9 protein-coding genes and 1 tRNA gene are annotated in these 12,487 nt (G+C 62.0%); 7 read left to right on the top strand and 3 right to left on the bottom strand.

Translation table 11 applies throughout. The annotated features are described in order from the left end of the window. Positions 1–15: 15 nt before the first annotated feature. The gene (locus tag ACF8MI_RS06205) at positions 16–1,131 is read left to right on the top strand and encodes a multifunctional CCA addition/repair protein (RefSeq protein WP_200929016.1); all 1,116 of its coding nucleotides are present in this window, start codon (positions 16–18) and stop codon (positions 1,129–1,131) included. A gap of 120 nt (positions 1,132–1,251) precedes the next feature. Here ACF8MI_RS06205 and folK read toward each other — a convergent pair whose 3' ends face one another. Together folK and folB are read right to left on the bottom strand one after the other, a co-directional pair. After that, positions 1,252–1,761, bottom strand: coding sequence for a 2-amino-4-hydroxy-6-hydroxymethyldihydropteridine diphosphokinase (gene folK / locus ACF8MI_RS06200; RefSeq protein WP_060499071.1), 510 nt, complete (start codon positions 1,759–1,761; stop codon positions 1,252–1,254). Next, entirely contained in the window at positions 1,752–2,108 is a 357-nt protein-coding gene (gene folB / locus ACF8MI_RS06195) for a dihydroneopterin aldolase (protein ID WP_016715761.1), read from the bottom strand. Before folB ends, folK begins: the two co-directional genes overlap by 10 nt. A 74-nt stretch (positions 2,109–2,182) precedes the next feature. Between folB and plsY the strand changes: the two genes are divergently transcribed. Beyond that, positions 2,183–2,752, top strand: a complete 570-nt coding sequence (gene plsY, locus ACF8MI_RS06190) for a glycerol-3-phosphate 1-O-acyltransferase PlsY (RefSeq protein WP_016715760.1) — start codon at positions 2,183–2,185, stop codon at positions 2,750–2,752. A gap of 3 nt (positions 2,753–2,755) precedes the next feature. Here the strand turns inward: plsY and tsaD are convergent, their stop codons facing one another. After that, positions 2,756–3,781, bottom strand: coding sequence for a tRNA (adenosine(37)-N6)-threonylcarbamoyltransferase complex transferase subunit TsaD (tsaD, locus tag ACF8MI_RS06185; RefSeq protein WP_016715759.1), 1,026 nt, complete (start codon positions 3,779–3,781; stop codon positions 2,756–2,758). A 204-nt stretch (positions 3,782–3,985) separates the two neighbouring features. On the opposite strand from tsaD, the gene rpsU reads away from it, so the two are divergent. The 5 genes from rpsU to ACF8MI_RS06160 all read left to right on the top strand — a co-directional run bounded on the left by rpsU (position 3,986) and on the right by ACF8MI_RS06160 (position 12,366). Then, positions 3,986–4,201, top strand: a complete 216-nt coding sequence (rpsU, locus tag ACF8MI_RS06180; RefSeq protein ID WP_003255575.1) for a 30S ribosomal protein S21 — start codon at positions 3,986–3,988, stop codon at positions 4,199–4,201. A gap of 301 nt (positions 4,202–4,502) precedes the next feature. Beyond that, positions 4,503–6,485 (top strand): DNA primase, encoded by a 1,983-nt coding sequence (gene dnaG / locus ACF8MI_RS06175; RefSeq protein WP_060499072.1) that lies wholly within the window; start codon positions 4,503–4,505, stop codon positions 6,483–6,485. Positions 6,486–6,552: 67 nt separating this feature from the next. Next, on the top strand, positions 6,553–8,403 hold the full coding sequence (gene rpoD / locus ACF8MI_RS06170; RefSeq protein WP_060499073.1) for an RNA polymerase sigma factor RpoD: 1,851 nt from the start codon (positions 6,553–6,555) through the stop codon (positions 8,401–8,403). Between the two features lie 126 nt (positions 8,404–8,529). After that, on the top strand, positions 8,530–12,273 hold the full coding sequence (locus ACF8MI_RS06165; RefSeq protein WP_060499074.1) for a bifunctional diguanylate cyclase/phosphodiesterase: 3,744 nt from the start codon (positions 8,530–8,532) through the stop codon (positions 12,271–12,273). Between the two features lie 16 nt (positions 12,274–12,289). Further along, positions 12,290–12,366, top strand: a tRNA-Ile gene (locus ACF8MI_RS06160). The last annotated feature ends 121 nt before the right edge of the window (positions 12,367–12,487 follow it).

Here is a 12,487-nt window from a genome sequence, read left to right as displayed (position 1 = left end):
TATGGAGAGCTGCACATGCACATCTACAAAGTCGGCGGCGCCGTGCGCGACCGCCTGCTCGGCCGCCCGGTCAGCGATATCGACTGGCTGGTGGTGGGCGCCACCGTCGAAGAAATGCTCGCCAACGGCTATCGGCCGGTCGGCGCTGATTTCCCGGTGTTCCTGCACCCGAAAACCGGCGAGGAATACGCACTGGCGCGCACCGAGCGCAAGAGCGGGCGCGGCTATGGTGGTTTCACCTTTCACGCCAGCCCTGACGTGACCCTGGAAGAAGACCTGATCCGCCGCGACCTCACCATCAATGCGATGGCCGAGGATGAGGCGGGCACGGTGTACGACCCCTACCATGGCAAGGCCGATCTCGATCAGCGCCTGTTACGCCACGTTTCCCCGGCATTCGCAGAAGATCCTTTACGCGTGCTGCGCGTTGCGCGGTTTGCTGCCCGCTATGCACCACTGGGTTTCCGGGTTGCCGAAGAGACTCTGGAGCTGATGCGCCAGATCAGTGCTTCGGGGGAGCTGCAAGCACTGACAGCCGAGCGTAGCTGGAAGGAAATCGAGCGGGCATTGATGGAAGCGCAGCCGCAGGTGTTCTTCCAGGTGCTGCGTGCTTGCGATGCACTGCAAGCGCTGCTGCCTGAGCTTGCAGACAACTCACGGGCATTGGCAGCCCTGGAGCAAGCGGCGGTGCACGAGCAGCCCTTGCACGTACGCTGGGCGTGCCTGCTGAGCGGCTTGGCACCGGCCTCGATCAAAGCCGTCAACCAGCGCCTCAAGGCGCCTCGGGAATGCCAGGAGCTGGCGCTGCTGACAGGGGAATGTCTGACGCAGGGCAATCAGGCGCTGGCGTTACCTGCGGCGGTACTGCTGGAGCTGTTGCAGAAGTTCGACGTATATCGGCGGCCGCAGCGGTTCGAGGATTTTATTGCGGCGTGCGAGATGGTGGCGCTGGGTGATGGCAAGGAGGGTTATCCACAGGCAGCGTATCTGCGTGGCGCAGCGGCGGCGGTACGGGCGGTGGATGTGAAGCCCCTGGTGCAGGCCGGGCTGACGGGCCAGGCACTGGGCAAAGCACTCAAGGCTGAGCGATTGAAGGCGATTGAAGCCTACATCGGTGTTGCAGAAGGGTGATTTTTTGGCTGTCTGTACTGGCCCTTTCGCGGCTAAAGCCGCTCCTACAGGGACCGCGTTTGCTCGGCATCCCGCGATCTCTGTAGGAGCGGCTTTAGCCGCGAAAGGGCCGGTACAGGCTTATGCTGGAGTCAACTGCAACCCACGCCATTCAAAGGCGACCGGCGCCAACACCTGATCAATCTGCGCCTCCTGCCACAACTGCGCCATGGTCTTGCCCGCCCCCGGATGCACCAGCTCAGGTGCCAGCAACGACAATGGCCACAGCACAAACGCGTTCTTCAGGATCTCGGCCCTGGGCAGCACCAGCCCATCGAACGTACCGTGCAATTCGTCATACATCAGCACGTCGATATCCAGCGGCAACCCTTTGCGGTCCGGCGCATAGCGGCCGTTGTCGGCCTCGATGAACTTCAGCCGACGGTCCAGTTCAATCAGCGGCAGCTCGGTTTGCCCGGTCACCACGAAGTTGATGAACGGCCCGCTCTTGATCCCCACCGCCTGGCTTTCGAACGCCGGTGAGCAGCGCATGTCGGTCAGGATGCCGGCCAGGGCATCAAGCCCGGCGCACAAATGCGCTTCGCGGTCGATGTTGCTACCCAGTCCCAGGTAAACCGTGCTCAGAGACATCCGCGCTCGATCTCCACGCCAACACCACCACGGGCCGCCGGCACCGCTCCCGGCTTGGTCAGCTTCAACCGCACCCACGGGATCTGGAACTCTTCCATCAAGGTGGCCACCAGGCGCTCGGCAAAGGTTTCCACCAACTCGAAGCGCGCCTGCTCGGCAAACGCCTGGACACGCGCCGACACGCTGGCATAGTCCAGCGCCAGGCTCAGGTCGTCACCCGCCGCCGCCGGGCGGTTGTCCCAGGCGAAGCTCAGGTCCAGGCGCAAGCACTGGCGAATATCCCGCTCCCAGTCATAGGCACCGATGACGGTATCGACTTCCAGGCCTTCGATGAACACTCTGTCCAAGCACTTCTCTCCACAGCACGACAAGGGCGACTGGCGCCGTTAGAATCAGGGCGTCCTCGCCCGGAATAGTTAGCATGTTTTGGTTACTGGCGTTACTCGCCTACCTGCTCGGCTCGCTGTCCTTCGCCATTGTCCTCAGCCGCCTTTCGGGCAGCCCGGACCCGCGTTCCAGCGGCTCAGGCAATGCCGGCGCCACCAACATGCTACGCCTGGCAGGCCGTAAACTGGCGATCCTGACCCTGCTTGGCGACCTGTGCAAGGGCCTTTTGCCGGTATTGCTTGCCCGCTTTGCCGGGCTGGACCTGCACGCGCAAGCCTGGGTAGGCGTGTGCGCAGTGCTGGGCCACCTGTTCCCGCTGTATTTCTGCTTTCGGGGCGGCAAAGGCGTAGCCACCGCCGCCGGCATGCTCATGGGCCTGTACTTCCCGGCCGCGCTGCTGGCCATTGGCGCCTGGCTACTGACGTTCTACCTTACCCGTACCAGCTCGCTGGCGGCACTGATTGCCACGCCACTGACCTTGCCATTGCTGGCCTGGCGCGAGCCGGAAGCCCTGCTACCGATCACCGTGCTGACGGTGATGATCGTGTGGCGCCACCGCAGCAACCTGCGCGACCTGTTTGCCGGGCGCGAACGGCACTTCTAAAACCTACAGCGGTGGCAACTGCTCCATCGGCCAGCGTGCCTGCACGCTGATGGCCAGGTCCTGCTGCTGCCCGGCCAACAGGCGCTGGCAGCCGGCGTAAGCGATCATCGCGCCATTGTCGGTACAAAACTGCGGCCGCGCGTAGTACACGTTGCCCTTGATGCTGCCGAGCATGTCCTCGAGGGACGCCCGCAACGCCTTGTTGGCACTCACGCCACCGGCGATGACCAGGCGCTTGAGGCCGGCCTGCTTGAGCGCCCGCTTGCATTTGATGGTCAACGTCTCCACCACCGCCTGCTGGAATGCCAGGGACACGTCGCAACGGGTTTGCTCACCGTCGTCACCAGCATCCTTGCATTGCTGCCAGGTGTTGAGGGCGAAGGTTTTCAAGCCACTGAAGCTGAACTCCAGGCCCGGGCGATCAGTCATCGGCCGTGGGAACACGAAACGCCCAGGCACACCCTTTTCAGCAAGGCGCGCGATTTCCGGGCCACCGGGGTAGTTGAGGCCGATCAGCTTGGCGGTCTTGTCGAACGCTTCACCGGCAGCGTCATCCAGGCTCTCGCCCAGCAGTTCGTACTGGCCGATGCCATCGACCCGAACCAACTGGGTATGCCCGCCGGAAACCAACAAAGCGACGAACGGAAACTCCGGTGGGTTTTCTTCCAGCATGGGCGCCAGCAAGTGGCCTTCCATGTGGTGTACGCCAATTGCCGGAATGTCCCAGGCAAAGGCCAGTGCCTGGGCGCAGGAGGCACCCACCAGCAGTGCACCGACCAGGCCAGGGCCTGCGGTGTAGGCGATGGCGTCGATCTCGGTGGCGACGCAGCCGGCCTCGTCCAGCACCTGGCGGATGAGCGGCAGCATGCGCTTGACGTGGTCACGCGAGGCAAGCTCGGGCACCACACCGCCAAACACGCGGTGCAGGTCGATCTGGCTGAACAGTGCGTCGGCCAACAAACCGCGTTCACTGTCGTATAATGCGACACCAGTTTCGTCGCAGGATGTTTCCAATCCCAGTACTAGCATGGGTTCGTCCCTTGTGGGGGCTGAATTCGAAGCCGCGCATGATAGTCCCCGTGTCGGATGCCGACCAGCGGTTTTCGATCAGAGGCTTTGCATTCCGGCTTGCTAAGGGTTAACATCCGCAACCCTTGAAAACCGACGTTCTCCAGCACACCTTTGTTTTGCCAGGAGCACGTCTACCCCGGTAATGAATTAAGGTAGCCCTGGATGCCAGCCGTCAAAGTTAAAGAGAACGAACCCTTCGACGTAGCTCTGCGTCGTTTCAAGCGCTCCTGCGAAAAAGCCGGTGTACTGGCTGAAGTTCGTAGCCGCGAGTTTTACGAGAAGCCGACCGCAGAGCGTAAGCGCAAAGCAGCTGCCGCTGTTAAGCGTCACGCCAAGAAAGTTCAGCGCGAACAGCGCCGCGCCGTTCGTCTGTACTAATACAGGCGTTCAACGCAAAGCTTCTGCCCTGCCCGGCTAACCGCCGGGCGATGGCAGTGGTCGCTTCAAACTTGAGCAGCTAGCTCAAGGCCCTGCACAAGCGTCATGCGAACTGCACATGGGCAACCTGCCTGAAACGTCAGAGCTGGTCCTCCTTGTTGTATGACCAGACGTGCACGTCCGACTGACGGGCCCTCAAGGGCCGGCGACGAGCACACTCCCTCGCACTTCCCCAAGCAACACTCGCCCCATTCGGCGCGTGAGCGATTAGACTTGCCAGTTGCCAGATGACGAGACTGCCATGGCCGGGCTGATTCCCCAGAGCTTCATTGACGACCTGATCAACCGCCTCGACATCGTCGACGTGGTGAGTTCGCGCGTCCAGCTGAAAAAAACCGGCAAGAACTACTCCGCCTGCTGCCCGTTCCACAAGGAGAAAACCCCCTCCTTCACGGTCAGCCCCGACAAGCAGTTCTACTACTGCTTCGGCTGCGGCGCCGGCGGCAACGCCCTGGGCTTCGTCATGGACCACGACAACCTGGACTTCCCCCAGGCCGTCGAGGAACTGGCCCGCGCCGCCGGTATGGAAGTGCCCCGCGAACAGGGCCGCCGCGACCACAAGCCGCGCCAGCCTACCGACTCGCCACTGTACCCGCTACTGGATGCCGCCTCGGAGTTCTACCGCCAGGCCCTGCGCAGCCACCCGACCCGCAAGGCGGCGGTGGATTACCTCAAAGGGCGCGGCCTGTCCGGGGAAATTGCCCGCGACTTCGGCCTGGGCTTTGCCCCGCCAGGCTGGGACAACCTGCTCAAGCACCTGGGTGCCGACACCCTGCAGCAGAAAGTGATGATCGACGCCGGCCTGCTGATCGAGAACGCCGAAAGCGGCAAGCGTTACGACCGCTTCCGCGACCGGGTGATGTTCCCGATCCGCGACAGCCGTGGGCGCATCATCGCCTTCGGCGGCCGGGTGCTCGGCGACGACAAACCCAAGTACCTGAACTCCCCGGAAACCCCGGTGTTCCACAAGGGCCAGGAACTGTACGGGCTGTACGAGGCGCGCAAGCACAACCGCAACCTCGACGAAATCATCGTCGTCGAGGGCTACATGGACGTCATCGCCCTGGCCCAGCAAGGCTTGCGCAATGCCGTGGCCACCCTGGGCACCGCCACCAGCGAGGAGCACCTCAAGCGGCTGTTCCGCGTGGTGCCCAGCGTGCTGTTCTGCTTCGACGGCGACCAGGCCGGGCGCAAGGCCGCCTGGCGTGCGCTGGAGTCGACCCTGTCGAACCTGCAGGACGGCCGCCGCGCGCGTTTCCTGTTCCTGCCTGAAGGCGAAGACCCGGATAGCCTGGTGCGCGCCGAGGGCACCGATGCCTTCATGGCCCGCATCAACCAGCATGCCCAGCCACTGGCCGACTACTTCTTCGAGCAGCTGAGTGTCGAAGCCGACCCTCGCTCACTGGAAGGCAAGGCACACATGGCGACCCTGGCCGCACCGTTGATCGAAAAGATCCCTGGCGCCAACCTGCGCCAGTTGATGCGCAACCGCCTGAAGGAAATCACCGGCCTCGATCCGCAGCAGGTCGAGCAACTGACGCAACACGCACCCGCGGCCAACAGCGTGCCGGATTACGACCCTGGCTACGACTACGACGCCATGGCCAGCTACACCCCCGACTTCGGCGACATGCCGCAGCACGACTACGCCCCTGTTCATCAGGAACAGGAGTGGAAGCCGAACAAGGGCGGCGGCAAGAAGCAATGGAGCGACAAACCCTGGGACAAGAACCGTAAAGGCGGCAAGCCCTGGCAGCAACGCGACGAAGCGCCACCACGCGTACCGGCCCCGGTCGAACCCCCCACCCTGGCGGCCTTGCGCACCCTGCTGCACCACCCGCTGCTGGCCGGCAAGGTGGAAGACGCCAGCCATTTTGCCGACGAAGAACATCTGTACAGCCAACTGCTGGTGGCACTGATCGAAGCCGCGCAGAAAAATCCTGGGCTAAGCTCAATGCAGTTGATCGCACGTTGGCACGGCACCGAACAGGGCCGCCTGCTGCGAGCGCTGGCAGAAAAGGAATGGCTGATCGTGGCCGACAACCTTGAACAACAGTTTTTCGACACTATAACTAGCTTGTCCGCCCGCCAACGCGAGCGCAGCCTGGAACAACTGCTCAGGAAATCACGTCAAAGCGAATTGACCAGCGAGGAAAAAACCCAGCTCCTCGCCCTGCTGAGCCGGAATGTTCCCGCACAAACGCCGACCTCATCTGGCGCGTGAGGCCCATGCTCGGGTATAATCCTCGGCTTGTTTTTTGCCCGCCAAGACCTTCAGTGGATAGGGTGTTATGTCCGGAAAAGCGCAACAGCAGTCTCGTATCAAAGAGTTGATCACCCGCGGTCGTGAGCAGGGCTACCTGACTTACGCGGAGGTCAACGACCACCTGCCTGAGGATATTTCAGATCCGGAACAGGTGGAAGACATCATCCGCATGATCAACGACATGGGGATCAACGTATTCGAGAGTGCTCCGGATGCGGATGCCCTTCTGTTGGCGGAAGCCGACACCGACGAAGCCGCGGCCGAAGAAGCCGCTGCTGCGTTGGCGGCAGTTGAAACCGATATCGGCCGCACGACCGACCCGGTGCGCATGTACATGCGCGAAATGGGTACCGTCGAGCTGCTGACCCGCGAAGGCGAAATCGAAATCGCCAAGCGTATCGAGGAAGGCATCCGTGAAGTTATGGGCGCCATCGCCCACTTCCCGGGCACTGTCGACTACATTCTCGGCGAATATGACCGCGTCACCACCGAAGGTGGCCGTCTGTCGGACGTTCTCAGCGGTTACATCGACCCTGACGACAACATCGCTGCGCCGACCGAAGAAGTGCCGATTCCTGGCACCAAGGCCGCCGCTGCGAAAGAAGAGTCCGACGACGACGAAGAAGAGTCCGAAGGCGGTGACGACGAGGAAGAGGCCGAAAGCGGCCCGGACCCGGTTGTTGCAGCCCAGCGCTTCGGTGCGGTATCCGAGCAGCTTCAGGCGACCACCAAGGTCCTGAAGAAAAACGGTCGTACCCACAAGGAAAGCGTCGAGGCCCTGCAGGCCCTGGCCGACCTGTTCATGCCGATCAAGCTGGTACCGAAGCAGTTCGAGGTACTGGTAGAGCGTGTACGTGATGCCCTGAACCGCCTGCGTCAGCAAGAACGCGCCATCATGCAGCTGTGCGTGCGTGACGCCCGCATGCCGCGTGCCGACTTCCTGCGCATGTTCCCAAGCAACGAAACCGACCAAACCTGGAGCGGTGACCTGGCCAAGCGCAACACTAAGTGGGCTGCCGCCCTGGGTGAAAAGGACGCCGCCATCGTTGCCTGCCAGCAGAAGCTGATCGACCTTGAGACCGAAACCGGCCTGACCGTTGCCGAGATCAAGGAAATCAACCGTCGCATGTCGATCGGTGAAGCCAAGGCCCGCCGCGCCAAGAAAGAAATGGTCGAGGCGAACCTGCGTCTGGTGATCTCCATCGCCAAGAAGTACACCAACCGTGGCCTGCAGTTCCTCGACCTGATCCAGGAAGGCAACATCGGCTTGATGAAAGCGGTGGACAAGTTCGAATACCGTCGCGGTTACAAGTTCTCGACCTACGCCACCTGGTGGATTCGTCAGGCGATCACCCGTTCGATCGCCGACCAGGCACGCACCATCCGTATTCCGGTGCACATGATCGAAACGATCAACAAGCTCAACCGTATTTCCCGCCAGATGCTGCAGGAAATGGGCCGTGAACCGACCCCGGAAGAGCTGGGCGAGCGCATGGAAATGCCTGAGGACAAAATCCGCAAGGTATTGAAGATCGCCAAAGAGCCGATCTCCATGGAAACCCCGATCGGTGACGACGAAGATTCGCACCTGGGCGACTTCATCGAGGACTCGACCATGCAGTCCCCGATCGACGTAGCCACGGTCGAAAGCCTCAAGGAAGCCACCCGCGACGTGCTCTCGGGCCTGACCGCACGCGAAGCCAAGGTGCTGCGCATGCGTTTCGGTATCGACATGAACACCGACCACACCCTTGAAGAAGTGGGCAAGCAGTTTGACGTAACGCGTGAGCGGATCCGTCAGATCGAAGCGAAGGCGTTGCGCAAACTGCGCCACCCGACGCGCAGCGAGCACCTGCGCTCCTTCCTCGACGAGTGATGACAAACCCCGGCCCAGGCCGGGGTTTTTCTTTAGTGGCCCGTAACATAAAGCCCGGCTTCCACTGCACATCTGCCGCAATGCCCGTCTACACTCGACTTCAGACCACCTGAATGCGAGGCTGCCATGTCCTTGAAGCCGGCCATTCTGTTGCTGCTCCTGATGCTGTGGAACACAACGGCCGGCGCCCTGACCCTGACAGACGAGGAAAAAGCCTGGCTGGCTGCCCATCCGCAGCTAAGCCTGGGTGTCGACGCCTCTTGGCCACCGTTCGAGTTTCGCGACCAGGAGGGCCGGTACCAGGGATTGGCCGCCGATTACATCGCCATGATCCAGCAACGTCTGGGTGTGACGCTAAAACCGGTCGAACCCAGTAGCTGGACCGAAGTACTGGCGCAGGCGCGCGAAAGCCGCATCGACCTGCTGCCCGGCATCATGTCTACCCCTGAACGCCAGGGCTACCTGGCTTTCACCCGCCCATACCTCGACTTTCCCATTGTCATCCTTGCCCACAAAGGCGGTGCACAGCCGCGCAAACTGGAAGACCTGTACGGCCTGAAAATCGCTGTGGTCGAGAACTACGCCCCGCACGAGTTGCTGCGCACCCACCACCCGGACCTCAACCTGGTCGCACTGCCCAATGTAAGCTCCACGCTGCAGGCCTTGGCCACCGATCAGGTAGATGCTGTCGTCGGCGACCTCGCATCCAGCATCTGGAGCCTGCGCCAGCTCAAGCTCGACGGCCTCTACGTCAGCGGCGAAACGCCCTATCGCTACCAACTGGCGATGGCCGTCCCCCGCAGCAACCACGTACTGGTCGGTATTCTCGACAAAGTGATGGCCGACATGAGCAGCAGCGAAGTCAGCCAGATACAGCAGCGCTGGGTAGGCAATGTGGTCGACCAGCGGATGTTCTGGTCCGACCTGCTGGTGTATGGCCTGCCAACGGTGCTGCTGCTGATGGCCGTACTGGCCGTGGTGATCCGCATCAACCGCCGCCTCAGTTCGGAAATTTCACGGCGCATTGCCTTGGAACAGGAACTGCGCAGCAGCGAATACCACTACCGAGGTTTGATAGAAAGCCTGTCGGCCATCGCCTGGGAAGCCGATGCCAAAGACTTCACCTACAGCTACGTTTCGCCGCATGCCGAAGACCTGCTCGGCTACCCCTTGAGTGACTGGCTCAAGCCTGGTTTCTGGCGCAGCATTCTGCACCCGGAGGACGCCCTTTGGGCCCAGGCCTACTGCGACAGCGAAACTGCAGCCGGGCGCGACCACAGCCTGGATTACCGGGTAATCCGAGCCGACGGCCAGCCCCTCTGGGTACGCAATATTGTCAGCATGATCGAGCACGGCCACCAACCGGTGATGCGCGGGCTGATGATCGACATCAGCGAAACCAAGCGCACCGAGGACGCCCTGCGCCTGTCCGAGCAGAAGTTCGCCTCGGTGTTCCAGCAGTGCCCCGATATTTTGCTGATCGCCCGTCACAGTGATGGCTGCCTGTTGGAGGTGAACGAAGCGTTCGAAGAACAGATCGGCCTGACCCCAGGCCAGGTGATTGGCCGTACCGCCACCGACCTCAACCTGTGGGGTGTCGAAGGCAGCGGCCCGCGGGTGCTCGAACGCCTGCACCAGGGCGGTATCCGTAACCTTGAAATGAGCTTCCGCCGCAGCAACGGCCAACTGTTCACCGGCCTGACCTCGGCCGAAACCTTCGAGCTCGACGGCACCCCGGCGCTGGTGGTGGCAGTACGCGATATCAGCCAGCTCAAGGAAACCCAGGAACAGCTGCAAACCTCGGAAGAGAAGTTCGCCAAAGCCTTTCACGCCTCGCCCGACGGCCTGTTACTGTCGCGCCAGAGCGACGGTTTGCTGCTGGAGGTGAACGAGGGCTTCTGCCGCCTTACCGGCTATGACCTCAACCCGACCATCGACCAAACCTCGCTGGACCTGGGTATCTGGGTCGACCTCAACGAGCGCAAGCGCCTCGTCGACCAGCTCAACCGTGACGGCTTCGTGCGCGACTTCACCTGCCACATCCGCCGCAGTGACGGGCAGATCCGCCTCTGCGAGCTGTCCGCCAGGCCCCTGCCGATTGCCGGCGTCGATTGCATGCTGACCATTGCCCGAGACATCACCGAACGCCATCTGATGCAGGAAAAGCTGCAACTGGCGGCCACCGTGTTCGAAAACACCGCCGAAGGCGTGCTGATCACAGACATCGACCAACGCATCAGTGCCGTCAACCGCGCTTTTAGTGAAATCACCGGCTATAGCGAAATCGAAGCCCTGGGCCAAACCCCGCGCCTGCTCGCTTCCGGCCAGCACGACAGCGCCTTTTATGCCGCCATGTGGCACCAGCTTACCGACGAAGGCCACTGGCAAGGCGAGATCTACAACAAACGCAAGAACGGCGAACTGTACCCCGGCTGGCTGACCATCAGTGCGGTGCGCAACAACGAACGCGAGATCACGCATTTCGTGGCCGTGTTTGCCGATATTTCCAGCCTCAAGCACGCCCAGGCCAAGCTCGACTACCAGGCCCACCACGACCCGCTGACCGGGCTGCCCAACCGCGCCCTGTTCGAGAACCGCCTGCAGGCCGTGCTTACCTGCGCGCAAGTGTCGAACCGCCAGGGCGCGGTGCTGTTCCTCGACCTCGACCGCTTCAAGCACATCAACGACAGCCTCGGTCACCCGGTCGGCGACCTGCTGCTCAAAGGCATCGCCCAGCGCCTGAAGGAACAGGTACGTGACGTCGACACTGTGGCCCGCCTGGGCGGCGACGAGTTCATCATCCTGCTACCGGGCCTGCACAAGCCCAGTGACGCCAGCACCATCGCCAACAAACTGCTGGCCTGCTTCGTCGCGCCGTTCCAGGCCGGTGAGCACGAGTTCTTTACCAGCGCCAGTATCGGCATCAGCCTGTACCCACAGGACGGCACTGATGTCGCGACATTGATCCGCAACGCCGACGCGGCCATGTACCGCTCCAAGGCCAAAGGCCGCAACCGCGTCGAAGCCTACACCCGCGACCTCACCGCTCAGGCCAGCGAGCGCATCGCCCTTGAGCACGAGCTGCGCCGCGCCGTCGAACGCAACGAAATGAGCCTGTGCTTCCAGCCCAAGCTCAGCCTCAAGACCCAAAGCCTGGTAGGCGCCGAGGCGCTGATCCGCTGGAGCCACCCCACCTTTGGTGAAGTACCGCCGGAGCACTTCATCCACCTGGCGGAAGAGAACGGCACCATTCTCCAGCTCGGCGACTGGGTGCTGGAGCAAGCCTGCCGGCAGATGCAGGCCTGGAAACAACACTATGAACCGTTCGGCCCGTTGTCGATCAACCTCGCTGGCGCCCAGCTACGCCACCCAAACCTTGCCCGACGCATCGAGCAATTGCTCAAGCAGCACCAGCTCAAGGCCGGCGACTTGCAGTTGGAAATCACCGAAAACTTCATCATGAGCCAGGCAGAAGAGGCCTTGGCTGTGCTGTACCAGCTGAAAAAACTGGGCGTGCAGTTGGCCATCGACGACTTTGGCACCGGCTACTCCTCGCTGAGCTATCTCAAGCGCCTGCCGCTGGACATCCTCAAGATCGACAAGTCGTTCATCCGCGGCCTGCCTGACGACCCCCACGACGCGGCCATCGCCCGTGCGATCATCGCCCTGGGCCGCAGCATGCAACTGACGATCATTGCCGAGGGTGTTGAAAACCAAGCCCAGCAGCGTTTTCTGGCAGCCGAAGGATGCGAGCAGATCCAGGGCTACATCGTCAGCCTGCCGCTGCCGCCAGAGGAATTTGCGGCCGCGTTTCTTCGCATAGCACTATCGGATCTTTCAGATGGCACAGGTGCGAAACCCTCGTTATAATCCGGCCACTTACTGAGGGCCTATAGCTCAGTCGGTTAGAGCAGAGGACTCATAATCCTTTGGTCCACGGTTCGAGTCCGTGTGGGCCCACCAGCTTACAAGCCGCGCACTGCGCGGCTTTGTCGTTTCTACAGTCTGCTATTTCCCGTCTCCCTCACCTTTCACAACACTTCGATGTGTCCACCGTGTGTCCACGCCCAGCCAGAGGGTTGAG

Origin of the sequence: Pseudomonas sp. yb_9 (assembly GCF_043103635.1) — a bacterium.
Lineage (GTDB): Bacteria > Pseudomonadota > Gammaproteobacteria > Pseudomonadales > Pseudomonadaceae > Aquipseudomonas > Aquipseudomonas monteilii.
Note: the sequence above shows the minus strand (reverse complement) of the source record. Positions and strands in the feature narration are given on the sequence as shown.